Annotated in this window: 16 protein-coding genes; 11 read left to right on the top strand and 5 right to left on the bottom strand. The window is 63.7% G+C overall.

Features of this window, described 5'->3' with window-relative positions:
• Nucleotides 1-15 precede the first annotated feature (15 nt).
• Together AB3X99_RS23955 and AB3X99_RS23950 are read left to right on the top strand one after the other, a co-directional pair.
• Nucleotides 16-429, top strand: a complete 414-nt coding sequence (locus AB3X99_RS23955; RefSeq protein ID WP_368618345.1) for an Hsp20/alpha crystallin family protein — start codon at nucleotides 16-18, stop codon at nucleotides 427-429.
• An 81-nt stretch (nucleotides 430-510) separates the two neighbouring features.
• A complete protein-coding gene (locus AB3X99_RS23950; RefSeq protein ID WP_368618344.1) occupies nucleotides 511-804 on the top strand; it encodes a DUF6566 family protein in 294 nt (97 codons plus the stop codon).
• Between the two features lie 36 nt (nucleotides 805-840).
• Here the strand turns inward: AB3X99_RS23950 and AB3X99_RS23945 are convergent, their stop codons facing one another.
• Nucleotides 841-2,301: an efflux transporter outer membrane subunit gene (locus tag AB3X99_RS23945; protein WP_368618343.1), complete on the bottom strand. Its 1,461-nt coding sequence runs from the start codon at nucleotides 2,299-2,301 to the stop codon at nucleotides 841-843.
• 76 nt (nucleotides 2,302-2,377) lie between these two features.
• Between AB3X99_RS23945 and AB3X99_RS23940 the strand changes: the two genes are divergently transcribed.
• The 5 genes from AB3X99_RS23940 to AB3X99_RS23920 all read left to right on the top strand — a co-directional run bounded on the left by AB3X99_RS23940 (nucleotide 2,378) and on the right by AB3X99_RS23920 (nucleotide 11,474).
• A complete protein-coding gene (locus AB3X99_RS23940; protein WP_069263048.1) occupies nucleotides 2,378-2,995 on the top strand; it encodes a TetR/AcrR family transcriptional regulator in 618 nt (205 codons plus the stop codon).
• Nucleotides 2,996-3,078: 83 nt separating this feature from the next.
• A complete protein-coding gene (locus tag AB3X99_RS23935; protein ID WP_368618342.1) occupies nucleotides 3,079-4,194 on the top strand; it encodes an efflux RND transporter periplasmic adaptor subunit in 1,116 nt (371 codons plus the stop codon).
• Nucleotides 4,191-7,331, top strand: coding sequence for an efflux RND transporter permease subunit (locus AB3X99_RS23930; RefSeq protein WP_069263050.1), 3,141 nt, complete (start codon nucleotides 4,191-4,193; stop codon nucleotides 7,329-7,331). Before AB3X99_RS23935 ends, AB3X99_RS23930 begins: the two co-directional genes overlap by 4 nt.
• 33 nt (nucleotides 7,332-7,364) lie before the next feature.
• Nucleotides 7,365-8,171, top strand: coding sequence for an oxidoreductase (locus AB3X99_RS23925; protein WP_368618341.1), 807 nt, complete (start codon nucleotides 7,365-7,367; stop codon nucleotides 8,169-8,171).
• Nucleotides 8,172-9,131: 960 nt separating this feature from the next.
• Nucleotides 9,132-11,474, top strand: coding sequence for a PAS domain S-box protein (locus AB3X99_RS23920; protein WP_368618367.1), 2,343 nt, complete (start codon nucleotides 9,132-9,134; stop codon nucleotides 11,472-11,474).
• A gap of 37 nt (nucleotides 11,475-11,511) precedes the next feature.
• Here the strand turns inward: AB3X99_RS23920 and AB3X99_RS23915 are convergent, their stop codons facing one another.
• Complete coding sequence (locus AB3X99_RS23915; RefSeq protein ID WP_069263492.1) at nucleotides 11,512-12,804, bottom strand: Nramp family divalent metal transporter; 1,293 nt, start codon at nucleotides 12,802-12,804, stop codon at nucleotides 11,512-11,514.
• Nucleotides 12,805-12,988: 184 nt separating this feature from the next.
• On the opposite strand from AB3X99_RS23915, the gene AB3X99_RS23910 reads away from it, so the two are divergent.
• From AB3X99_RS23910 to AB3X99_RS23895, 4 genes are all read left to right on the top strand, one after another.
• Nucleotides 12,989-14,224 (top strand): DUF2252 family protein, encoded by a 1,236-nt coding sequence (locus AB3X99_RS23910; protein WP_069263053.1) that lies wholly within the window; start codon nucleotides 12,989-12,991, stop codon nucleotides 14,222-14,224.
• A gap of 148 nt (nucleotides 14,225-14,372) precedes the next feature.
• Complete coding sequence (locus tag AB3X99_RS23905; protein ID WP_368604743.1) at nucleotides 14,373-14,873, top strand: ferritin-like domain-containing protein; 501 nt, start codon at nucleotides 14,373-14,375, stop codon at nucleotides 14,871-14,873.
• Nucleotides 14,874-14,955: 82 nt separating this feature from the next.
• On the top strand, nucleotides 14,956-15,867 hold the full coding sequence (locus AB3X99_RS23900; protein ID WP_368618340.1) for a manganese catalase family protein: 912 nt from the start codon (nucleotides 14,956-14,958) through the stop codon (nucleotides 15,865-15,867).
• Nucleotides 15,868-16,548: 681 nt separating this feature from the next.
• Nucleotides 16,549-17,664, top strand: a complete 1,116-nt coding sequence (locus AB3X99_RS23895) for a glycosyltransferase family 4 protein (protein ID WP_368602781.1) — start codon at nucleotides 16,549-16,551, stop codon at nucleotides 17,662-17,664.
• Between the two features lie 78 nt (nucleotides 17,665-17,742).
• On the opposite strand, the gene AB3X99_RS23890 is transcribed toward AB3X99_RS23895, so the two are convergent.
• From AB3X99_RS23890 to AB3X99_RS23880, 3 genes are all read right to left on the bottom strand, one after another.
• Entirely contained in the window at nucleotides 17,743-18,741 is a 999-nt protein-coding gene (locus tag AB3X99_RS23890) for a chemotaxis protein CheB (protein ID WP_368602780.1), read from the bottom strand.
• A 103-nt stretch (nucleotides 18,742-18,844) separates the two neighbouring features.
• Nucleotides 18,845-22,996 (bottom strand): CheR family methyltransferase, encoded by a 4,152-nt coding sequence (locus AB3X99_RS23885; protein ID WP_368618339.1) that lies wholly within the window; start codon nucleotides 22,994-22,996, stop codon nucleotides 18,845-18,847.
• A 580-nt stretch (nucleotides 22,997-23,576) separates the two neighbouring features.
• Complete coding sequence (locus AB3X99_RS23880; RefSeq protein WP_368618338.1) at nucleotides 23,577-25,973, bottom strand: FdhF/YdeP family oxidoreductase; 2,397 nt, start codon at nucleotides 25,971-25,973, stop codon at nucleotides 23,577-23,579.
• Nucleotides 25,974-26,020: the final 47 nt, after the last annotated feature.

The following is a 26,020-nucleotide window of genomic DNA, read 5'->3' as shown; positions in this document are numbered from 1 at the left end:
ATCACGGAGTACATCATGAACGACAGCACTGAACTGACCACCGGTGCGGCGCGCAACGACGTCGCCGACCATGAGCGCGGCGAACCCGCGAAGCAGCCCACCCGCCTCACGCCCGCCGTCGACGTGTTGGAGGACAGCAGGGGCATCACGCTATATGCGGACCTGCCGGGGGTACCGCGCGAGAAGCTCGATGTGCGGGTACAGGACGGCAATCTGACGATCGAGGCCGAGGCGGTGATTCCGACACCATCCGGGCTGAGGCTGCAGCATGGCGAAGTTCGCCACCCGCATTTCCGCCGCGCCTTCGCGCTCAGCCCGGACTTCGACGTTTCGCGCATCGACGCGCAACTGCGCGATGGCGTGCTCATGCTGACGATTCCTCGCCGTGAGGAAGCGAAACCCCGTCGTATCGAGGTGAGCGTTGGCTAGGTACATTGCACAGGAATGTTTCCGGTCGTGCGGCGCGGGCCGCCGGGTCCGCGCCGTTTCGGCACATGCGCTCAGACAACCATGGACGATACACGCAATCAGAACTGGAAAGGCTTCGCGATCGAAACCAGCGCTATTGCCGTGCGGCACTGCGTACTTCCGCAGGGATCGGGCAGGTACATGGCCATTGTGCGTATCCGGCGCGGCGAGCAGACGGTCGAGGACTGGCACCTGCCGTGCGTCGCACAGCGCTGGGCGAGTGCGGAAGACGCACATCGGGAGACCGTCGAGTACGCCATCCGCGCGATCGATGCGGGACGCTTCGCCGGCACGGAAAGCTTCGCAGAGACGAGGCGACCGGAATCATTCGGGTGAGGCGACGGAGGCTGAATGAGGCATACATCGTGCTGTCTACCGGCTTGCCACGGCCTCGGGATCGCCGGGCTGCCAACCACCGCCAAGTGCCTTGAAGGCAGCGACGGCTGCGCGGGCCGATTCCGTTTGCGCCTGCACCCGCTCGTCGGATGCGCGCAGTAGATTTTCGTCGGCCTGCAGGACTTCAATCAGGCTGACGACACCTTTTTGATAGGCCGAAAACGAAGCGGCTCGTGCCCGACCAAGTGAGTTCACTCCCTGGGTGAGCACCGCGGCCTGTTCCTCCCGCTTGACGAGCGCTGAAAAGGCGTTTTCCACATCTTCCGTGGCATGCAGTGCGGCGAGCCGATACGCGGCCAACATTTCGGCGTCCTGGCCCCTGGCCTGCGCGATTTGTGCATTGATACGGCCGAAATCGAACAGACGCCAGCGCAGACCCAACACCCCGGCCGCCTGACTGGCGCCGCCAGTGAACAGATTGCCCGCGGCCATTGACGTTGCGCTCCCGATCAGTCCGCTCAGCGAGAATTTCGGGTAATACTCGGCGATGGCCACTCCGATACGCGCGTTCGACGCAGCCAGGCGACGCTCGGCCACGATCAGGTCGGGTCGGCGCCTGAGCAACTCTCCCGGCGTTCCCGTGTGCGCGATCCGCGGGGCGGGCGGGATGTCCCCAGCATCGACCAGTTCGGCTTGATGCGTGCCGGGCTGTGAGCCCAGCATCACATCCAGTGCGTTCATGGCCGCGTCCAGTGTCGTCTCCAGGACAGGGATGGATGCCTGCACCTGGGCCAGCGCACCCTCAGCCTGGCTTACCTGAAGATCGGCCGCCAGTCCTTTTCCATACAGAAGCTTGATGGTCGAAAGCAGATCCTGTTGCGTTTGCACCTGCCGCCGGGCCACCTTCAGACGGGCCTGCAATCCGCGAATCGTGATGTAAATATCGGCAGTCTGCGCCGCCACAGCCAGGCGCGTGGCCACCGCGCCGGCTTCCGAAGCCTGATACTCGGCAAGTGCCGCTTCCCGCCCGCGACGCAGGCCACCGAACACATCCAGTTCCCAACTCGCGCTGAAATTGGCCTCGTAGTCGTTGCCGTAGCGGTCGAATCCGGGCGTTGAATTCAGGACGCGCCCCAAGGGCGTTTCGACAGATTGGTAGACTCGCGCCGCCTGGCCGCTGACATTGCCTGAAGGCAGCAGCGCGGCATTCGCTGCGCCGAGTCCTGCGCGCGCCTGCGAGACGCGCGCGGCGGCCTGCTCGAGGTCCAGGTTCTGTTCCAGCGCGAGCGCGACGAATCGTGTGAGTTGCGGATCGCCGAAACCCGTCCACCACGTGACGAGGTCAGAACTGGCCATCGCGTGCCGGTGATCCACTGCGTCCTGGCCCTGGAACTGCCCGGGCATGGCTACACTGGGCCGGACGTAATCAGGGCCCACGGCGCAGGCTGTCGAGAGGCCGGCAACGATGATCGCGGCAAGCATGTGATTGGGTAGCATGAGCGTCTTCGCAGGGTTACTGTGGTGACCATAATACCAAACGGTCACTGGTTGTCTATTGTTGTATGCTTATCCCATGAAAAACGCCACCACTCCTCCCATCACGACTCGCGGCCCCGCTGACCACGAGGTACGAGATCAGATCGTTGCCGCCGCCACCGAGCACTTCAGCCGGTATGGCTACGAGAAAACGACGGTCTCCGATCTTGCCAGGGCGATCGGGTTTTCCAAGGCCTACATCTACAAGTTTTTCGAGTCCAAGCAAGCCATTGGCGAGATGATTTGCGCGAACTGCCTGCACGAGATCGAAACCGAGGTCAGGGCGGCCATCGCCCAGACCGATCTGCCGCCGGAGAAGTTGCGGCGAATGTTCAGCGTCTTCACCGAGGCGAGCCTTCGTCTGTTTTTCCAGGACCGCAAGCTCTACGAGATTGCAGCATCAGCGGCTACGGAGAACTGGCAGGCCGTGGTTTCGTATGAGGCGCGCGTCCAGAAGCTGCTTCAGGACATCCTGCAGGAGGGCCGGCAGAGCGGGGACTTCGAGCGCAAAACACCGCTCGATGAGACCGCGATGGCGATCTATCTGGTCATGCGCCCCTACCTGAACCCGATGCTCCTGCAGTACAGCTTCGATTACACGAAGGTCGCGCCCGCGCAACTGTCCAGCCTAGTGCTCCGCAGTCTGTCGCCTTGATGGAAATTTCGTTTGTGACCATTGACTAAATTGGTCACAAGAACCACAATGAAAGCCCCGATTCCTCCATCAATGGGACTTTCATGCTCCGGCGTCGCCTCGCTACCTCTGCAGTCGTCTACGCACTGCCACTTGCGCTAGCCGCCTGCGGCGACAAAGCGCCTTCCGATCCGCGCACCGAGACGCCCCTGGTGCGCACCGCCATCGCCGAGGCCGCGATTCCCGCATCCCGTTCGTTTACCGGAACCGTCGCCGCACGCGTGCAAAGCGACCTGGGATTTCGCGTCTCCGGCAAGGTGCTGGAACGGCTGGTGGATGCCGGGCAAACCGTCAAACGCGGCCAGCTGCTGATGCGCGTTGACCCCATCGACCTCAAGCTTGCCGCGCAGGCCCGGCAGGAGGCGGTCACCGCTGCACGGGCACGGGCGCAGCAGACCGCGCAGGATGAGGAGCGCTATCGCGACCTGCGCGGCACGGGTGCGATCTCGGCTTCGGCCTACGACCAGGCCAAGGCGGCCGCCGATGCAGCCAGGGCGCAGCTCAGCGCGGCCGAGGCTGACGCCGACGTGGCGCGCAACGCGACGGGCTATGCCGAGCTGGTGGCGGACGGGGATGGCGTCGTGATGGAAACGCTGGCCGAGCCGGGTCAGGTCGTCAGCGCCGGACAACCCGTGGTGCGCCTGGCCCACGCCGGGCGCCGCGAGGCTGTCATCCAGCTACCGGAAACCCTGCGCCCCGCCATCGGTTCGGTCGCCCAGGCCACCCTGTTCGGCAACAGCGGCGTGAGCGTGCCAGCCACGCTGCGCCAGCTCTCGGATACGGCGGATCCACGTACCCGCACTTTCGAAGCGCGTTATGTCCTGCAGGGTGCGCTGGCCGACGCGCCGCTGGGCGCCACCGTCACGATCGAGATACCGGACGCACGCGTGGCGCTCCAGGGCGGCTTGCAGGTGCCGATCGGTGCGGTGCTCGACGCGGGCAAAGGGCCCGGCGTGTGGGTCGTCAACGGCGAGCCGGCCAGGGTTGCATGGCGGCCGGTCACGGTCCTTCACCTGGACGACGACAGCGCTCGCGTGTCAGGTACGTTGAAACAGGGCGAGCGCGTCGTCGCGCTAGGCGCCCAGTTGCTGCGCGAAGGCGAACAGGTCCGGATGTCCGGCCAGGGCGTCGTAGTGGCGAACCGGGGAGCACGTCCGTGAGCGAAGGCCGATTCAACCTGTCGGCGCTCGCCGTGCGCGAGCGCTCCATCACCCTGTTCCTGATCTGCCTGATCTCGCTGGCCGGACTCCTGTCCTTCTTCAAGCTGGGTCGCGCCGAAGACCCGGCGTTCACCATCAAGGTGATGACCATCGTCACCGCGTGGCCTGGCGCCACCGCACAGGAGATGCACGATCAGGTCGCGGAGAAAATCGAAAAGCGCATGCAGGAGCTGCGCTGGTACGACCGGACCGAGACCTACACGCGGCCCGGCCTCGCCTTCACAACGCTGACGTTGCTCGACAGCACCCCACCGTCGGAGGTGCAGGAGGAGTTTTACCAGGCCCGGAAAAAAATCGGCGACGAAGCCGCCAACCTTCCGGCTGGCGTGATCGGGCCGATGGTCAACGACGAATACGCGGACGTCACCTTCGCACTCTTTGCGCTCAAGGCCAGGGGCGAACCGCAACGCCGGCTCGTGCGCGACGCCGAGTCGCTGCGCCAGCGGTTGCTGCACGTGCCGGGCGTGAAGAAGGTCGACATCATCGGCGAGCAGGCCGAGCGCATCTACGTCCAGTTCTCACATGATCGGCTGGCAACGCTCGGTGTCGGCCCGCAGGACGTGTTCGCCGCGCTCAATGGCCAGAACGCCCTGACGCCAGCCGGCTCCGTGGAGACCAAAGGACCGGAAGTGTTGATTCGCCTGGACGGCGCCTTTGACAAGCTGCAGAAGATCCGCGATACGCCCGTCGTCGTGCAAGGTCGCACGCTGAAGCTGTCGGACATCGCCACTGTCGAGCGCGGTTATGAAGATCCTGCAACCTTCATGATCCGCAACAACGGCGAACCGGCCTTGCTGCTCGGCATCGTCATGCGCGACGGCTGGAACGGGCTCGATCTCGGCAAGGCACTGGACAGCGAGGTCGGCGCAATCAATGCCGGGCTGCCGCTGGGAATGAGCCTGACCAAGGTCACCGATCAGGCCGTCAACATTCATTCGGCGGTCGACGAGTTCATGCTCAAGTTTTTTGCCGCGCTGCTGGTGGTCATGCTCGTAAGCTTCGTGAGCATGGGCTGGCGCGCGGGCCTGGTGGTGGCCGCCGCCGTGCCGTTGACGCTGGCCATCGTGTTCGTGGTCATGGCCGCGACAGGCAAGAACTTCGACCGCATCACCCTGGGATCGTTGATCCTGGCGCTGGGCCTGCTCGTCGACGACGCGATCATCGCCATCGAAATGATGGTGGTGAAGATGGAAGAAGGCTATAGCCGCGTGGCCGCCTCCGCCTATGCCTGGAGCCACACCGCCGCGCCGATGCTCTCGGGCACGCTGGTGACGGCGGTCGGCTTCATGCCCAACGGCTTCGCACGGTCCACCGCGGGCGAATACACGAGCAACATGTTCTGGATCGTCGGCATCGCGCTGATCGCATCCTGGGTCGTCGCTGTGGTCTTCACGCCGTACCTCGGCGTGAAGATGCTGCCCGACTTCAAACAGGTCGAAGGCGGCCACGACGCGATCTACGACACGCCCCGCTACAACCGCTTCCGTCAGCTGCTCACGCGTGTCATCGCGCACAAATGGCTGGTCGCCGGTTCGGTCGTTGGCCTCTTCGCCCTGGCCATCCTCGGTATGGGCGTGGTCAAGAAGCAGTTCTTCCCGATCTCCGACCGTCCTGAAGTGCTGGTCGAGGTGCAGATGCCCTATGGCACCTCCATTTCCCAAACCAGCGCCGCGACCGAAAAGGTGGAGGCGTGGCTGGCAAAACAGAGGGAAGCCAAAATCGTCACGGCTTATGTCGGGCAAGGTGCGCCGCGCTTTTACCTGGCCATGGGGCCGGAGCTGCCCGATCCGTCGTTCGCCAAGATCGTGGTCCGCACGGACAGCCAGGACGAGCGCGACGCGTTGAAGCAGCGACTGCGTCAGGCCATCGCCGACGGTCTCGCCCCGGAAGCGCGCGTGCGGGTCACGCAACTCGTGTTCGGGCCGTATTCGCCGTTTCCCGTCGCCTATCGCGTCACCGGTCCGGACCCGGACAAGCTGCGCGCAATCGCGGCTGAAGTTCAGCAGGTGATGGAGGCCAGTCCGATGATGCGCACGGTCAACACCGACTGGGGCACGCGCTCGCCCACGCTGCACTTCACGCTGCAGCAGGACCGTCTGCAGGCGGTGGGGCTCACCTCCAGCGCCGTCGCGCAACAACTGCAGTTCCTGCTCACCGGCGTGCCCGTCACCGCGGTGCGTGAGGATATTCGAAGCGTGCAGGTCATCGCGCGTTCGGCCGGCGATGTGCGTCTCGACCCGGCCCGGCTCGGCGACTTCACGCTGGCCGGGGCCAACGGGCAGCGCATCCCGCTGTCGCAGGTGGGCAAGGTCGACGTGCGCATGGAGGAGCCGGTCGTGCGCTGGCGCGATCGCGTGCCGACGATCACGGTACGCGGCGACATTGCCGACAACCTGCAGCCACCGGACGTCTCAACGGCCATCACGCGGCAGCTTCAGCCGATCATCGCGAAGCTGCCCGGCGGCTATCGCATCGAGCAGGCGGGCTCCATCGAGGAATCGGGCAAGGCGACGACCGCCATGTTGCCGCTGTTCCCGATCATGCTGGCGATCACGCTGGTCATCATCATTTTCCAGGTTCGCTCGATTTCCGCGATGGTGATGGTGTTCATGACGAGCCCGCTCGGCCTGATCGGCGTGGTGCCGACGTTGATCCTGTTCCGGCAGCCTTTCGGCATCAACGCGCTGGTCGGCCTCATCGCGCTGTCGGGCATCCTGATGCGCAACACGCTGATCCTGATCGGGCAGATTCATCAGAACGAACATGCCGGGCTGGATCCGTTCCATGCGGTTGTCGAAGCCACCGTGCAGCGCGCCCGCCCGGTGATCCTGACGGCCATGGCGGCGATCCTCGCCTTCATCCCGCTGACCCACTCGGTGTTCTGGGGAACGCTCGCCTACACGCTGATCGGCGGTACGTTCGCCGGGACGATTCTCACGCTGGTGTTCCTGCCGGCGATGTATTCCATCTGGTTCAAGATCCGCCCCGGCACTTCCGCGGGTTCGCACAAGAGCCGGGATAACCAGTCATCGCATTCAGAACCGGTGACACAGGATGCGCTCGACGCGCGCACTTAAAACATCATCAATTTCACCTGAGGGGAGCTGTTCATGTCGAAATCCACCGTTGTCGTTGTGACCGGGGTGTCATCGGGTATCGGACGCGCCACCGCCGAGAAGTTTGCCGGCCGGGGTTGCCGCGTATTGGGTACCGTGCGCAGCATCGCAACAGCGGTGCCTGTCTCCGGCGTCGAGCTCGTCGAGATGGACGTTCGCGACGATGCATCGGTCCGGGCCGCAATCCAGTCCGTCATCGAACTCGCCGGGCGAATCGATGTGCTCGTCAATAATGCGGGAATGAGCCTGATCGGTGCCGTGGAGGAAACTTCGGCTGCCGAGGCCGTGTCGCTGTTCGATACCAATGTATTCAGCATTCTACGCACGACGCAGGCGGTACTCCCTCACATGCGGGAACAGCGTGGCGGAAGGATCGTCAATGTCAGTTCGGTGCTTGGCTTCCTTCCCGCCCCCTACATGGGTCTCTATTCGGCGTCCAAGCATGCCGTCGAAGGGCTGACCGAGACCCTGGACCATGAGGTGCGCCAGTTCGGCATACGCGCAACGCTGGTCGAACCGTCCTTTACCAGGACCAACCTGGACACCAACGCCCCTCTGGCAAGCTCGAAAATCGCCGCCTATGATCGCGAGCGTAGCCTTGCATCGAGCGCAGTCGTCAAGAGTGTCAAAGGCGCCCCCGCGCCCGACGGCGTAGCGAACACGATTGTCGAAGCGGCGCTTGGGAGCTGGCGCATGCGTCGCACACCGGCGGGTGAGGCCTCTCTGTTGAGAAAATTGCGACGCTTTATGCCCACCGGCCCCGTCGATTCAAGCTTGAGGAAAACGTTCGGACTCCTGTGAAGCCGTACCATCAGCCAGCCCGAGTTCCTGCGCTTTCCGCAATGCCGGGATGGGTGATGTTTGATTGATCGGAACGTTTGCGAACCTCGCGACGCATGTTGGACAAGCTGCCCGTTCGCCGCGACGCCCGAAGCCATGTGAGGCGCATCCTTGCGAGTCAATAGACGCGCAATCAGTGCCATATGAACAGTGCGGCGATCGATGCGACAAGCAGCAATACGCCGAGAAGCAGCCACCTGTTGGGTGTCACGAGTGGCACCCCCGTCGTCGGTCCGGAAGTCGTGAGAGCGCCACCTTAGACGGAGGGTGGATGCAGGCGTGAGCGAAGTGCACGACTCCCGGTACGCTCGACGTGGGCCGCATGAGCGGTTTCCTTGGGTGGACACCATTCCATCGTGCCAGATATCCCAACATATGGGAATATTGTTCTGGCGTGAGAGTGCCTCTCAGGACTGGCACCTGCAAACCAGTTTGCATCTCGTCTGGCTGACGTGACGGAGCTGTCGCTCGCATAGTCTCGCAGAGCTTGCACGTCGTGACCTGGCGCTTGTGTTCCCGTTCACATGCCACCCGGTTGATCCAGGATCACGGCATGCGCGTTCGCTTTCGTTGAGGCGCCCCGCCTTCAAACTGGTGCAAACTGTGTGTCGCGATGCCGCCCAACGGGCCGGGGTTGCGCGTGCGGCGCAACCCGAGCGCCGGCCTGGATGACAGTTTTCTCTCGCCGGGTTTCCGGTGCCGCATCCTTTACGTAGCCGTGCAGCGAACTCCGTCCCGGCACGGCGATGAAATCAGGGCGCGTGGGCGGCGCGTCGACGAAATGCAACGGATCGACTTGCCGACAGCATGCAAAATGGCGAAGGTGCCATTTCGACTGTCGTCGCGAAGCGCGAAGCGCGGCGGGCTGCGCCGCGCTTCAGGCAGTGCGGGGACGTCATTCGTGCAAAAGAGGGGACCAGTATGGCCGAATCGCACAAGCTGACCGTAGTCTGGGAGACGACAGACTGGGCGGCCCGATGGATTGACTCAACTTCCGACTATGCGATTTTTGCGCTGACGACCGACGGACGCGTTGCGAGCTGGAATCCCGGCGGCGAGTCGGTCTACGGATATGCCCCCGAGGAAATTCTGGGGCGTCCACTATCCATCTTCTATACGGACGAGGACCGTCGCGACGGTGTACCCGAGGACGTACTGCGCGAGACACGGGAAACCGGTCGCAGCGAAGCCGAAGGCTGGCGCTCGCGCAAGGATGGGAGTCTCTTCTGGGCAAGTGTGATTCTCACGGCACTGCACGATCCTGCCGGGCAACTGCTTGGTTACGGCAAGATTGTGCGCGACATGAGCGACAAGAAGCGGGCGCACGACGCGGTGGTCGAAAGCGAGCGGCGATTCCGGATGCTGGTAGACGGCGTCACGGACTATTCCATATTCATGCTGTCGCCCGATGGGCGCGTTACAAACTGGAACCAGGGTGCACGGCGAATCAAGGGCTATGCGGCACCTGAAATCATCGGCTCCCATTTTTCGCGTTTTTATACGCCCGAGGATGCCGCGGCAGGGCTGCCGCAGCGCGGGCTCGAAACGGCCGCGCGCGAGGGTCGCTTCGAATCCGAGGGCTGGCGTGTGCGCAAGGACGGCAGCCGCTTCTGGGCGCATGTAGTCATCGATGCGATTCGCGACAACGACGGTGCGCTGGCCGGTTTCGCGAAAATCACGCGGGATGTTACCGAGCAGCGCGAGACGGAACGCGCGCTCGACGAAACGCGCATGGCGCTGTACCAGTCGCAGAAAATGGAGGCGATTGGCAAGCTCACTGGCGGTGTCGCGCATGACTTCAACAACGTGCTGCAGGTCGTGCGCGGGAATCTCGAGCTGATCGAGAGCAGGCTCAGTCGCGACAGCCAGATACAGGAGCGCCTCGACAAGGCGATCGACGCCGTAGAGCGCGGGGCCAAGCTCGCTTCGCAATTGCTCGCGTTCGGGCGGCGGCAGCCGTTACAGCCGGTTGTCATCAATCTGGCAACGGCACTGCGCAACATGGACGACATGCTGCGCCGCGCGCTCGACGAAACCATCCAGGTCGAAACCGTCGTGGCCGGTGGTCTGTGGAACACCTATGCGGACGTCCATCAACTCGAAAACGTCATTCTGAATCTTGCGATCAACGCCCGCGACGCGATGCCCGACGGCGGGAGGCTGACGCTCGAACTCGGCAACACAATGCTCGATGACCGTTATGTGGCCGGACTGCAGGACGTTCCAGCGGGACAATACGTTCTGCTGGCAGTGACGGACACGGGAGTGGGAATGTCCCCCGACATACTGGCGCGGGCGATTGACCCGTTTTTCACGACAAAGCCGGAAGGCTACGGAACAGGCCTGGGTCTGAGCATGGTCTACGGCTTCGTCAAGCAGAGCGGCGGCCATTTGCGACTCTATAGCGAAGTCGGCCAAGGCACTACCGTCAAGGTGTATTTGCCGCGCTCGATGGGGAGTGCGATCGAGCGTCCGTCGCCCGTCAGCACACCGCTGCGCGGTGGCAGGGAAACCGTGCTCGTCGTGGAAGACGATGCGAAGCTGCAATCGACCGTTGTCGACATGCTGGGCGGCCTTGGCTACACGGTGCTCAAGGCTGACGACCCACAACAGGCGCTGGCCATCATCCGTAGCGGCGTGCATATCGACCTGCTTTTTACGGACGTCGTGATGCCGGGTCCGCTGAAGAGTCCGGACATGGCGCGGCAGGCTTGCGAGACGCTGCCTCAGCTAAAGGTGCTGTTCACCTCCGGGTACACCCAGAACGCCATCGTGCATGGCGGGCGGCTGGACGAGGGCGTTGAACTCCTCAGCAAGCCGTACAGCCGCGACCAGCTGGCGCGGAAGATCCGCCGCCTGCTTGGCTCGCCCGGCATCGATCTCGAAGTGGTCGAGGAAGGCGAGCGCGAACAAGGGTTGGCCCCCGGCTCATTGCGCGTACTGGTGGTCGACGACGACGCGGGCTCGGCCGATGCCGTGGGCGCACTGCTCGAAATGCTTGGGCATTGCCCTCAGTTGCACAAATCGGCCGAGAGCGCCGACGAGGCACTGCGCAAGCAGGAGTTCGACGTATTGCTGACGGACATCTCGTTGCCTGGCATGTCAGGCGTGGATTTCGCCCTGAAAGCCGTGCGCGAACGGCCCCATATTCGCGTGATATTTGGATCGGGCTCGAGCGTTCCCCCAACCGGCCAGCTGCCTTTTTCATGGCGCGAACTGCGCAAGCCCTATACGGCTGACGACCTGCGCGGGGCACTTTCCTGACGCTTCACCCACTCTCGCGGCACTGCAACGTTGTCCACTAGCCGGGAATGAACATGCCCACGGCCGCAGCCGCCATGAATGCCGTTGCGATCCAGCCGCCCGCTTTCAGCAGCCCGGATATCGCGAACTTGCCCATCACGCGCCGGTTGGTACCCATCAGCATGACCACGACCATGACAGGCACGGCCGCCAGTCCGTTGACGACGGCACTCCAGTACAGCGCCTTGACCGGATCGAGGTGGCAGAACGTGATGGCGGTGCCGCCGAGGATGGCCAGGGCGATGACGGCATAGAACTCACGCGCAAGAGTGAGGTGCAGAGAAAGGCTGCTGCGCCACCGGAACGCGCCAGCAGCCCCGTACGCCGCGGAGCCGGCCAGAACAGGCAGCGCGAGCAGGCCTGTGCCGACAATGCCGGCGGCAAAGATGTATGCCGCCAGATGGCCTGCAACCGGTTCGAGGGCTCTCGCTGCATCGGCGGATGTCTGGATCTTCATGTGATGCGTGTAGAGCGTCGCGGCGGCCGTCAGCATGATGAAGAATCCCACTCCGTTCGAGACGGCCATACCGATCCAGGTGTCAGCCGTGATCCGGTCAATGTGCCGATACGCCCGGAACGATGAAATCCATCGCAGCGGCCGCTCGCCAGGCTTCGAGCGCATTTCTTCGACTTCCTGTGACGCCTGCCAGAAGAACAGGTACGGGCTGATGGTGGTACCAAGCACGGCCACAACGGTGGTGAGATACTCGCCAGAAATATTGGCGCGCGGCCAGACCAGTGAGACGGCGACCTTTGTCCAGTCGACCGGGACGACGAACGCGACCGCGACGTAGGCGAACAACGCCAGGGTCAGCCATTTGAGAAGGCGCGCATAGCTCTCGTAGGGCAGCGAAATCTGAAGGATGGCCGAGAGCACGCCAATGGCAACGACATAGAGATGCTCGGGGCCAGGAACAAGAAGATGGATCGCCGCGCCCATCGCGGCGAGATCTGCTGCGATGTTGATGGTATTGGCCACGGCCAGCAGCAGCACCAGCACGACGACGAGCCATTTCGGACCGAACGCGCGCATGTTCGAGGCGAGTCCCTTGCCCGTGACGCGGCCGATGCGCGCGCTCGTCATCTGGATGGCGACCATGAGCGGATAGGACAGCAGAAGCGTCCATAGCAGCGTAAAGCCGAACTGCGCACCCGCTTGCGAGTACGTCCCGATGCCGCTCGGGTCGTCGTCCGCCGCGCCGGTCACGAGGCCGGGGCCGAGGCGCGACAGCCACGAGCGTTCCGTGCGGTCGGTGACCGCGGCCTCGGGCTCGAGATGGTCCTGTTCCAGATCCTTTTCGTCCGGCACGGCGCAGCTCTCCTTTCGAAGCCGCAGCCTGCGGCATAGCCCCATCCCGCAACTTCCGTGCCGAATCCCGACTGCCGCTTCGGCGCGTCTGGCACGGTCCTTGCGCGCCGGGGTTCAGGCCGCGCCAGCGGCCGTGTGCAGCCGGTGTTGCGCTGAGGGAGAAGTCGTGAAAAAAGCATCGCTAAAAGGTGTCCCGACTCCGGAGGAGCGGGCGCCCCGCCTGGCGGATCTACGCATGCGCAAGATGGCGCGATCAGCGCATGCGTATGTACGCGGCAGCGCGGACCGCTTTTATGCGTGGCTCGACAGCCAGGCATCCGGGACGTTGCCTGACGGGCCTCCCGTATGGATTTGCGGCGACTGCCACCTCGGCAATCTCGGCCCGCTGGCCGATGCCTCAGGGCGGGTGGCAGTCCAGATCCGGGACCTGGATCAAAGCGTCATCGGCAACCCGGTGCACGATCTCCTGCGCCTGGGACTGTCGTTGACCACCGCCGCCCGTAGCGCGGATCTGCCCGGCGTGATCACCAGCCGTATGGCTGAAGCGCTTATCGACGGATACGAACAGGCGTTCGACGACGCACGCACGGACGAGACGAAACGCGCGGAACGGCCGACAGTCGTCAGGGTTGCGATGAAGCAGGCGCTGCACCGCTCGTGGCGCAAGCTGGACCGGCAGACGATTGACGGCGTCGCGCCTCGCATACCACTTGGCAAACGTTTTTGGCCCCTGTCCGAAGAGGAATCGCAGGCGGTGCGCACGCTGTTCGAATCGCAGTCAGGGCTTGCGGTACGGGAAGCGCTGGGCCGCGCTGTGCGGGGCGGCGGGAAAATAGACGTCCTTGACGCTGCCTTCTGGGTAAAGGGATGCAGCTCCCTCGGGCGGCGGCGTTATGCCGTGCTGCTCGATATCGACGGCACGTGTTCTCCAGGAGGGCCGCCCTGTCTTGTCGACATCAAGCAGGCCGCCGCCGCCGCGGCGCCTCGCCACGCCGGCGCCACGATGCCGCGCGACAACGCAAAGCGGGTGGCGGAGGGTGCCAGACACGTCTCGCCGCTGCTTGGAGACCGCATGCTCGCCGCCCGTCTGGATGGCTGCGCGGTTGTGATCCGCGAGCTCATGCCACAGGATCTCAAAATCGACGCAGACCGGCTCACGGAAGCCGACGCAGTGAAAGCTGCACACTTCCTGGCGCTGGTGGTCGGGCAGGCGCACGCGGGACAGATGGATGCCCCGACCCGCCGGAGCTGGCTGCATGAACTGCAGGCGAGGCGGCCCGGATCGCCTGGCGCGCCATCGTGGCTTTGGCGCAGCATGGTCGAGCTGGCTGTCGCCCATGAAGCGGAGTATCTCGAGCATTGCCGGCGCTACGCGCTTCGTCGGGGCGCCGGCAAGCGGTGATGCCGCGAGACAGCTGGCCGTGCCGCCCCCGTTTGGCGTCGATTGACGAGCCGCGCAGAGAAGCGGCGAGCGCGCGGTTTCCGTCCAGAATCCCTCCCTCAGGAATGGCTGTTGCGTGAAGCGCATCACCCAAACCACGGAGGTGATCATGAGCCAGAGAAAGACGGTAGACGACCTGTTCGTCCATATGCTGTCGGACATCTACAGCGCAGAAAAGCAGCTGACCCGCGCCCTCGGAAAGCTCGCGCGTACGGTCAGCGATCCTGAGCTTTCAGGAGCGTTCAAGACGCATCTGGAAGAAACGCACGGGCAGATCGAGCGCATCGACAAGGCGGTTGAATCCACCGGATTGCGACTGAAGCGCATGAAATGCGTCGCGATGGAAGGCCTGATTGAGGAAGCCGACGAACTGATCGAGGAAATCGAAAAGGGCCCGGTCCTCGATGCCGGCCTCATCGCGGCGGCACAGAAGGTGGAGCACTATGAGATAGCGGCATACGGCAGCCTCTGTGCGCTGGGCAAGCTTCTCGGTCACGACGAGGCGGTGAAGCTGCTCAAGGAAACGCTTGAGGAAGAAAAGGCTACCGATCTGAAGCTCTCGAAGTTTGCCGAGTCGGCGGGCAACGCGAAGGCGGCGGGTAAGGGGTGAGCGACCCGGCAGCGGCGCCTGCTTCGTGCGGCAACGACTGATTAGCAATGCGTAATTTTTTCGGTCATACCGGGAGATCCTGATGTTCATGCACAACAGGAAACTGCAGTACACCGTCCGCGTCGACGTGACCAATCCTGGTCTCGCCAACCTGCTGCTCGAGCAGTTCGGCGGGCCGCAGGGGGAACTGGCCGCTGCGATGCGCTATTTCACCCAGGCGGTTGCCGAGGAAGATCCCGGCCGCAAGGACATGCTCTTCGATATTGCCACGGAGGAACTCAGCCATCTGGAAATCATCGGGTCGATCGTCGCCATGCTCAACAAGGGTGCGAAGGGCGAGCTTGCCGAAGCCGTAGATGAGCAGGCTGAGCTTTACCGCAAGCTCAACGGCGCTGGCAACGACAGCCACGTCACGCAGGTCCTGTTCGGTGGCGGGCCGCCGCTGGTCAACTCCGCAGGCGTGCCCTGGAACGCAGGTTACATCGACACCATCGGTGAACCGACGGCAGACCTGCGCTCGAATATCGCGGCGGAAGCACGGGCAAAGATCGTGTATGAACGGCTGATCAATGTGACGGACGATCCTGGTATCCGTGACGCCCTGGGCTTCCTGATGACGCGCGAGGTCTCGCACCAGAAGTCATTCGAGAAGGCCCTGTATGCGATACAGGGCAACTTCCCGCCGGGAAAGCGTCCGCCCGTCGCCGAATTCGCCAACGTCTACTACAAGATGTCGCACGGAGGCGAAACGATCGCCGCGCCATGGAACAGCGGCAACGGCCTGGAGATGCGCCAGGGTGAACCGGCGGTTGATGGCGGCGACGGCAACGCGTGGGTCAACCTGGACGAGAGCCAGCAGGCCGCGCTGAAAGCCATGCGCGAGCGACTGAGTTCGGAGACCGCCGTTGACCCGCAGACGGGAGCCGAGCTTGGCGAGGCAGCCATCCGGCCCAAGAGCCCTGTTGAGGTGCCGCCTGAGGGAGACTCAAAATGACCACAGCGCAGAAGCATATTGTCGACTGGCTGCGTGGTGCGTATGCGCCGGCCCCGTCACCCGGCATGTGCCTTGCGGATTGTGACTGCTGCCGCCGCGGACGCCGACTGCCGCGCTTTGCATGGCGCACTCGCTGGCTTTGACTCTGGCGGCGTCGATGTCGCGAGACGACCCCTTGAGTTTCGAATCGATTGGAATGGAGGCAAACATGACGACGAAGTCTAAATTGATAGCAGCGCTGGCTTGTATTGCGCTTTCCGGTGGCGCATTCGCCGCCGGAGGCGGTGGAGGTGGGGGTAGCGGTGGCGGCAGTGGAGGTGGCAGTGGAGGCGGCACCGGAGGAGGCACCGGAGGAGGCTCTGGCGGTGGCGGCGGCACAGGCATGAGCGCGCCCAACTCCGGCGGCTCTACGGCCACGGAATCGAATGCCCAGGGTGGCAACACCATGGGCAATTCTGGCCCGTCGAGCGGGACGATGCACCACCGGAAGACGACCCATCCGAAGGCGAGCTCGACGCAGTGAAGTCGTCCTGCCCGGCACGACCGAGTGGGTGCGCGCTCCGACGCTCACAGTGGCGTCGGAACCGTTCGCCCCTCATCCATCGAGTCGCGCGCCGCGTACCAGGCCCCGACTAGTGCGCCGACATTTCCCGGTGCCGGTAGCGCTTGCGAAGGAATGACATGCGTATTGCCCAGATCGCCCCGCTTTATGAATGCGTACCGCCGCAGCGTTACGGTGCCACTGAGCGGATCGTGCATTACCTGACCGAAGCCCTCGTCGAGCGCGGCCACGAGGTGACGCTGTTCGCGAGTGGCGATTCGCAGACTCACGCCACCCTCATCCCCTGCTGCGCGCGGGCCCTATGGCACGACCGGGACGTTACCGACACACTGGTTCACCATGTTGCGCAGCTGGAGCGGGTGGCCGCGCGAGCGCACGAGTTCGACGTCATGCATTTTCACACCGAACCGCTGCATCTGCCGCTGGCGTGCCGACTGAACGTCGCTTCGCTCACGACGCTGCACGGCGTAATCCGCCCGCAAGATCTGGGCGTGCTGCTGGATGTATCGCGGGACGCGGTGCTCGTCGCACTGTCGCAAGCGCAGCGCGAGGGCGCTCCGCACGCGAACTGGCTCTCGACGATCGGGCACGGCTTGCCGTTCGATCTGTTCAGGCCCAGCGCGGTTCACGACGGCTATCTGCTGTGGATGGGCCGCATGATGCCCGGCAAGGGGCCCGACGCGGCCATCGAAATCGCCCGACGATCCGGCAAGCCGTTGAAGATGGCGGCAGCAGTCCATTCGGGAGAGCGCGCCTGGTTCGAGGATCGTATGCGTCCACTGCTCAGGCGACATGCCAGCTGCGTGGAGTATCTCGGGGAAGTGGGCGGCGAGTTGCGCACGATGCTGTTGAGCCGCGCTGAAGCGTTGTTGATGCCGATCACCTGGGACGAGCCGTTTGGACTTGTCATGATCGAGGCACTCGCGAGCGGAACGCCAGTGATTGCCAACCGGCGCGGCGCTGTGCCCGAGGTCCTCCGCAATGGGGTCAGCGGGTTCATCGTCGATGGATTGGAAGCGGCCGTCGATGCGGTAGCACGCTTGCCTTCGCTTTCCCGCGACAGCTGCCGCGCCGAATTCGAGCGACGCTTTACGGCCGAACGCATGTGCGATGACTATCTCGCCGCATACGACACGCTGATCGCGCGACGCGGCGCGATGCATACAGCGCCAGCATGGGTCGGGAGCTGCCTATCGCAAGCGAGTGAGGCGAGCCGAACGAGGCTCGCGTCATAACCGCGATTGGCCGCACGCATGGGAGAGCGGCAGGTTGTCTATCCACTACGCGGGTATGCCTCGGTAGTCGTATCGGCTTCAAGGCCGCCGGTCAGTGCGGGTTGCGGGAAACGCATGCCGGAGCGCGTCAAGGAGCGTCATCCCTTCGTTGATGCGCGCCTGTTCGATCTCTATCTGCTGTTTGTCACCGACGCGCTCGGCCCATTTCTGCCGCTCTCTTGCAAAGACAATGCGTTCGTTGATCGTCCGTATGGCCGTCCAGATCGCGTTTTCTTCAGCCTTTTCATGGCCATCTTCGAGGGAGAGTGCATTGTATGCATGGCCGGTGTGGCAGCGGTAACGTAGCACCCGATCGTCAAGCACGCGCCATAGCATGCCGCCGCATTCCGGGCAGGCGAGCGGCGAGCGCTCGCCGATCCGGTCGAGGTCCTCGGGCTGCAGCACGTCAAGCTGGTCCAGACGTGCCTCAAGAGAAAGGTCGTTCGTGGACATCGGGAGCGGCTCCTTCACTGGAGCGCCGCGCACTGCGGCGACGATGCGCGCTGCCAGATGCGCCGCGTCGGCGATAGCGTCCGCGCCTGCGGCCGCAAGCGCCGAACGGGGCATCGAATGCGCCTCGCAATCGTCAGGATCCTGCACGATGCAGTAGCCGCCATGCGCCCGGACGGTGGCAAGGCCTGCCGCGCCGTCATCGAGGTCGCCGGTAAGGACGGCGGCGACCACGCGGGCTCCGTAATCCAGCGCGGCCGACCTGAATAGCGGATCCGCCGCGGGTCGCGCGAAGTTCTCGGCGGCTCCGCTATCCAGTCTGAGTCGCCCCTGCGACACCCGCATGTGCCGGTCAGGCGGCGCGATGTAAATCCTGCCATTCTCGAGCGCTTCGCCGTCGGCGGGATGGCTGGCAGGCAGGGGGCCCCAATTCGACATCAACTGAGGCAGCACGCTATCGTGCCTGCCAACGTGCAGCACGATGCAGATGGCGGCCGGGAGATCGGCGGGCAGACCGGCGGCGATCATGCGCAAAACGCCGAACGCACCGCGTGAGCCGCCAATGACGACAATGTCACGTTGTTCCATGCCTCTAGCGAGCGCATTTGGCGGTCCCGCTGTGCAGCGACCGGCAGGAACGGCACACCGCTGCATGCAGCGGCCGCGTCGCGCTCAGGCACGCCGCCCTTTTTTACCGGCGCAGCGCTGGCAGGAGGTCGCGGAGCACCCGAACCAGTGTCTGGAAGTCGACCGGTTTGCTCACATGCGCGTCGAAGCCAGTTTCGCGTGCGGCGCGCCGGTTCGCCTCGGTGTCGTTCGCGGTCACCGCGACAGATCGAAGATTCGCAAGCCGCGGATCTGACCTCAGATGGGCGGTGATCGTGGCGGCGTCGATGCCAGAGCTGCCGATGTCACAAATCAGGACATCAACGACTTCTGCTTCCAGTGCCGCCAGGACCGTGTCTGCGCCAGCCAGCATCACGGTCGATGCGCCCTCCAGTTCGAGAAGTTTTCCCAACGAGGCTGCGGTATCCGGATCATCAAGTACGATCATGGCTCGTACACCTGAGAGCGAACCGGCCGGTAGCGCTGCAGCGCCGGACTCGCCTGCCGCTTCGACGGCCGGCAGCCACACTGTCATCGCGCATCCGAGGCCCGGACCGTCGGAATGGGCGACCGCGCGCCCGCCATGCATTTCAACCAGCTGCCTGACCAGTGCAAGCCCGATTCCGAGGCCTGTCTTTGAGCGGCCGCGGATTCCCTGGCGGTACATGTCGAAGATGTGCGGGAGTTCCTCCTGGGCGATGCCCTGGCCGCTGTCGATCACATCGATCCGCACCATCGACGCTTCAGGAGCGAGGCGCAGCTCGATCCTGCCGCCGTCACCGGTGAACTTGATCGCATTGGAAACGAGGTTCCACAGGATCTGTTCGCAGCGGGTGCGATCCGCATGGACCATAACCGGCGGTGGGGGGACGGTTACCGACAGGTCGATGCCTTTCGCCCTTGTATCCTGTGTGCAGGCGCCCGCGATGCCCTGCAGCATCGAGGCAATGTCGAGCGGCTCCAGCTCCAGCGCCAGTTTGCCGGTGCGCACCCGCGACAGGTCCTGCAGGTCGTCGATGATCTGCGCCTGGCCCCGAACCGCACGGCGAATCGCGTCGGCGGTTTCCCGCACAAACGTGATCTCGCGGGTCTCGGGCTGCCGCGTCAATATTTCTGCCTTCATGCCTATCAGATTCAACGGGTGCTTCAGCTCGTGCGAAAGGACCGCAATGAAATCGTCCTTGAGCTGGTTCGATTCGCTTTGCCTTTGCCTTGCCTCCTGTTCGTGCAGCAACGCGATCTCTTTTGCATCCTCGCGCTGCTTGCGCTGCGTGAGATCGCGCAGGATCGTGGCGAAGCCGGTGAAGGAGGCATCGGCGATCGGCGTGACGACGCCGCTGCACCATACGCGCCGCTGGTCCCTGGTGACGTGCCAGCGCTCATCGTCAGCGCGGCCCTCAATGCCGGCGGCTTCCCGTTGGCTCGCCGCAACGTGCGCGTCGCGGTCGTCCGGCTCGTAGATGAGCGCGATATCCTGGCCCATGACCTCGCGTTCGGTGTAGCCGAAGATCCGTTCCGCGCCCGTATTCCAGCTGACAATGCTGCCGGCGCGATCGTGAACGATGATGGCATAGTCGTTGGTTGACTGCGCCACGAGCCGCAGCCGCTGCTCGCCGATGCGTGCCTGCTCTTCTGCCTCGTGGCGCGCGGTGATATCGATAAGCGTGAGCACGGCGCCGTCGATACGGTCGTCGGCCGTTCGGTAGGGAAGCAGACGCATCAGATACCAACGCCCATCCTGGCTTTGCAGTTCGCGCTCGATCAGCTTTAGCGTCTCGAAGGCTTCCTTGACGTCCGCGGCTAGCGTGGGGTGATTCAGGGAGTGCGTGATGTCGAACAGCGAGCGTCCGATGTCGGACTCGATCAGCTTGAAGATGTGTGTGGCGCTCGGGGTGAAGCGTTTGACCTGGATCTTCCTGTCGACAAACACGGTCGCAATCTCGGTCGAGACGATGATGTTCTGCAGGTCATCGTTAGCCTTGGCGGTTTCCTCGACACGCGCGTGCAGCTCCGAGTTCAACGTGGTGAGTTCCTCGTTGACGGACTGCAGCTCTTCCTTGCTGCTTTCGAGCTCCTCAGTCGCCGAGCGGAGCTCCTCGTTGATTGCCTGGAGTTCTTCGTTCGAAGCCTTGAGTTCCTCGACGGAAGTTTCGTACTGCTCGATGGTAGTGGACAGCTGCTCGCGGCTGTGCTGCAGCTCCTGTTCGAGCTGCATGAGAACCGGGTCCTGCCCCTTTTGCTCGGCTTCGCCTTCGTCCGACATGCGTTCCTGCACCTCGTCGAAAAGCACCAGGAAGAAGTCGGCGTTCACGCCCTGATCATGGAACGGGCGAACAGTCATGTTGATCCACGACGGGCGGCCGTCGCGGACCATCTTCACGCGCCTCGCCTCGACGCTCGCTCCGGTCTGCAGGGCACGGAACAATGTCGTACGCAGATCGAGACGCAGTTCCGGCACGACGACGGTCATGATATTCGTCGACGGCTCGCCCCCGGCGTGGTGCAGGAACCTGCCCGCGTTGTCGGATAGATGCACGATCGCCGAATCACGGTCCACGATGACGCTCGGCGGCGCGTATTCTTCCAGGACCCGCTGGTGCAGGGCGGAGAAGGAGAAGCTCCGGCGCTCGACCGGAGGCGGCGGGACTGCGCTTCCCGCGACCGCCTGCACCTCCTCGGGGACCCCGCTCGCCTGCGCGAGCGAGGGAAAGGCCGTAGCTTGCCTTGCACGATTGACGATCTTGCGCGCTCGATAAACGCGATGTTTCTTGTCGACGACGGCGAAAAGATCATCGGCAGCATCGGCCGATTCTGCGGACCCAAGGAACAGATAGCCGTCGGGGCGCAGTGCAAAGTGGAACAGTTCGAGGATCTGTCTCTGTACCGAGCGCTCCAGGTAAATCAGCACGTTGCGGCACGTAATCAGGTCGAGATGGGAAAACGGCGGATCCTTGAGCAGGCTGTGCGCGGCAAAGAGAATGCGCTCACGTACCGGCTTGACAATGGCATACCGCCCCCCTTCATGCGTAAAGTAGCGTCGCAGCAGGTCGGCGGGCACGTCGACAGCAATCGACTCGGGATAGGATCCTGAACGCGCCCGCGCAATGGCCGCGTCGTCGATATCCGTCGCGAATACCTGCATCGCCGAAGCCGATCCGGCCGCCTCGCGCGCCTGCGCCATCAGCAACGCGACGGAATACGCCTCCTCGCCGGTCGAGCAGCCGGCAACCCAGGCCCGGATCTGCCCATCGCTGGCGGCAGTACGGAACAAACCGGGGATCACTGCGTGCCGCAAAACATCGAAGGCCTCCCGGTCCCGAAAGAACTGCGTCACGCCGATCAGCATATCGGCCAGCAGCGCACTGGTTTCGTCCGGCGTGCTACGCAGGAAATTGCGATAACTCTCGAGATCGGTCAGCCCGTTCACCTGCAGTCGCCGCTCGACGCGGCGCAGCACCGTTGCGCGCTTGTAATGCCGGAAATCGTGGCCGGTACGTACTCGCAGGTGCATGAGGATATCCTGGAGCGCGCGTTCGTCACCGGTTCGCGGAATATCCGGTGCGTCCTTCCCGGGCGTCATCCCGTCCAGTTCGGGCACGTGGATCCGCTGGGCGTTGTTCCTTAATTCGCGGAGTTTGCCGGGCATTGCAGCCGCGGGCAGGATGATGTCGACATGACCGGTCGTGATGGCATGCTGAGGCATTTCCGGATATTCGGCGTCACTCGGGTCTTGAGCCATCGTCACGCCGCCGCTTTCCCTGATGCGACTGAGCCCCGCTGCGCCGTCCGAACCGGTGCCCGAGAGCACGATTCCCATGGCGCGCATGCCCTGGGCGTCGGCCAGGGTGCGGAAGAACTCGTCAATCGTGAGAATCCTGCGGTCATGTTCGTAGCGATCGGTCACCTTCAGGCAGCCGTCCGACAGGTGCAGCTGCTTGCCTGGCGCGATCACGTAGACGTGATCCTTCTCCAGGCGCGTCAACGCGGTGACCTGTTTCACGGGCATGGAGGTCGCCCGTTGAAGGATCGCGTCGGCATGACTTTCGTGCTCCGGTGAGAGGTGCAGAATGACGACGAACGCCATCTCCATTGAGGCGGGCACGTTACTGAAGAAGTCGACCAGCGCGGGGACGCCGCCGGCAGACGCCCCAATGCCGACGACCGCGAATGGCGAGCCAGTCGTCACGCGGCGCGCGCCGCTGGCATGGCTGTCTTCGCCTGGAGCACTAGTTGTCATGCTGAAGTCCTTTCGTTGTCACCGCCGGCCCGGCACGCGGGGTCCATCAGTCCGGCTTCATTGCGGAGCGTACCGACGGCGAGGGCGCCCCGTATGCGCTGACGGAATCGCACATTACTGCCGATGAGACCGACGGTCAACGGCGCTCGACACTGATCCCGCCGTGGCGCGCCGGGGAGGGCCGGTTGCATGGAACGCGGCACTTGCCCGCTCTTCGCAGCTCACCATCATTGCCCGCTTGTCTGACAAGGCGGCCACATGACAGGGATGGCGTTTTTCGGCGACCTGGCACGGTTGAACGCAGGGGATATCACCAGATAAAAGCGTTGTTTGTATGTCCGGACGGCGGGCGCGAAGCGATCCGGCTTCGGAGGAGCGGGTTCGACGACGCACGCACGGACGAGACGAAACGCGCGGAACGGCCGACAGCCGTCAGGGTTGCGATGAAGCAGGCGCTCGACGGCAGGTGTTCTCCAGGGGGGGCCATCCTGTCTTGTCGACATCCAGCAGGCCGCCGCCGCGGCGCATTGCCGGCGCTACGAGTTTCACCGTTGGAGCCACTTGCCCGCTGTCGTGGCACTTATTGCGAAGCGGTTGCTCCAGGCAACTTGTCGCTGCCCGCACTGTCGGACCCACTTCCGCGCGCACGCTTTGGTTCAATCGCGACCACGCGCACCGGTATCGATTTCGCACCGGGGACCTTGCTTTCCTTTGCGTAGTGCCACAGCGGGAGCAGGGGATTGCATTCGGGATAGTAACCTGCGGCGCATCCGCGGGGGATATCGTAGGGCTTCGCCGCAAGGCCCGCAACCTCACGCACAACGCCATCGTCCGCGATGGTGCGCAGTGTTACGCGGTCGCCCTCTTCTATGTCGCGTGCCTCCATGTCATCGCGGTTCATCAGTACAACCATGCGCGAGCCCTTCACGCCACGGAAGCGGTCATCAAGGCTATAAAGCGTCGTGTTGAACTGGCCATCCGCGCGCAGGGACATCAGCCGCAGCGCGTCGGGCTCGCGCTCATTCATGTCGGGATCTTCTGAAAGCGCTTCGGGAACCATGAATTCTGCCTTGCCGCTTTTGGTTTTCCACGTGCGTTCGCGCGCGGGCAGCGGCCGTACAACCCCGCCAGGTGTCCACATGCTCGACTCGAAGCCGGCGAACATCGCGGGCCATGTCTTGCCCATTTCCGTACGCACCCGCGCGTAGTCCGCGCACCAGTCCTCCCAGTCGACGGTCGAACGCTCGCGCAACGTGGCGCGAGCAAGCCCCGCGATGATGAAGGGTTCGGACCGTACAGTCGGCGCGGCAGGTTCGGCCACGCCCCGCGAGCCATGGAAACGCGCCGTGCTGTCCTCCATCGAGACGAACTGTTCATGTCCACCGGTTCGATCGATTTCGATACGGCTCAGGCAAGGCAGCACATAGGTGGTCTTCGCGTGCACCAGATGGCTGCGGTTGAGTTTCGTCGCCACGTTCACAGCAAGTTGCAGGTTCGCCCATGCAGGTTGTGTGCGGTTCCTGTCAGGCACCGAACGCACAAGGTTGCCGCCGAAATTGACGACGGCCTTCACCGTGCCCTCCAGCATCGCTTCGAAGGCTTCGACCGTGTTGAACCCTTTATCGCGCGGCGGCTCGAAGTTGAACTGCTTCGCGAGCTCGTCCAGCGGGGCGAGTTCGGGCTTCTCCGTGATGCCGACCGTGCGTTGTCCCTGCACGTTGGAGTGTCCGCGCACTGGCGAGGGACCTGCGCCCGGCCTGCCGATGTTGCCACGCAGAAACAGGAGATTGCAGATCATGCGAACGTTCTGGACGCCCAGACGGTGCTGCGTGAGGCCCATGCCGTAATGGACGATGACCGCGTTGGCGACGCTATACTCGCGCGCGGCGGCTTCCAGCGCAACGCGCTGCAAGCCGCTTTCTCGCTCGATGGCGTCCCAGCCGGTCTCGCGGACGAAGTGCGCGAATTCGTCAAAACCCTTGGTGTGTGCTTCGATGAAGACGAGATCGAGTACCGGCGGCTGCCCCAGTGAAACTGCCTTGTCATGCGCTTCGATAACGGCCTTGCAGATTCCTGTTATCGCCGCCGTGTCGCCGCCCACACGCAACTGATGGTACTGGGTACTGATCTGCGTGTTCGCAGGCAGCAGCATGTCGTGAGGCGACTGCGGATTGGCAAAGGCGACGAGGCCCGGTTCGCGCAGCGGGTTGAAGGTGATGATCGGCACGCCGCGCCGACGCGCATCCTGCAACTGGTGGAGCATGCGGGGGCTATTCGTGCCTACGTTTTGCCCGAAGAAAAACATCAGGTCGGTCGTGTCGAAATCATCGAGGCCGATCGTTCCTACGCCCACGCCGATGGCCTCCTTCAGGCCGACACTCGTGCTTTCGTGGCACATGTTCGAACTGTCGGGCAGGTTGTTGGTCCCGTACATTCGCGCAAAAAGCTGGAGCATGTACGACGCCTCGAGTGACGCGCGGCCCGAGGTGTAGAAGACAACGCCCTTCGGATCAAGCCCGCGAAGTTCGGCGCCGATCGACTCAAATGCTTCTTCCCACGAGACCGGCACCAGATGATCGGTTGCCGCGTCGTAGCGCATCGGTTCGGTCAGGCGGCCCGCCTCTTCGAGGTCATGGTCGTGCCATTGCATGAGTTCGGTCACGCTGTGTGCAGCAAAGAATTTCCGGTCGGCCCGTTTCGGCGTCGTGTCCCACGCCGTGGCTTTTGCTCCGCTTTCGCAAAACTCGAAGGCGTGTGGCCTGGCTGGTTTGGCCCACGAGCAGCTCACGCACATGAAGCCTTCCGGCTTGTTTTGAAGGGGAAGCAGACTCATGTCCTTGAGCGCAACCTTCTCCTTCACGAGGATACGGGTGACGGCCTTCAGCGATCCCCAGCCACCGGAGGCGTAGGGATAATCCGAAGTCCGGCGGCTCTCCCGCGCCTGGGGCGTTTCCTTCGATCTCTGACCTTTTGCCATGGCATGCCTCGCGCGGGACGTGAACGCGCTTCCGGTGCGCAAGCCCC

The sequence above is a fragment of the Paraburkholderia sp. BR10882 genome, from assembly GCF_040948855.1.
GTDB classification, from domain to species: domain Bacteria; phylum Pseudomonadota; class Gammaproteobacteria; order Burkholderiales; family Burkholderiaceae; genus Paraburkholderia; species Paraburkholderia nodosa_A.
Note: the sequence above shows the minus strand (reverse complement) of the source record. Positions and strands in the feature narration are given on the sequence as shown.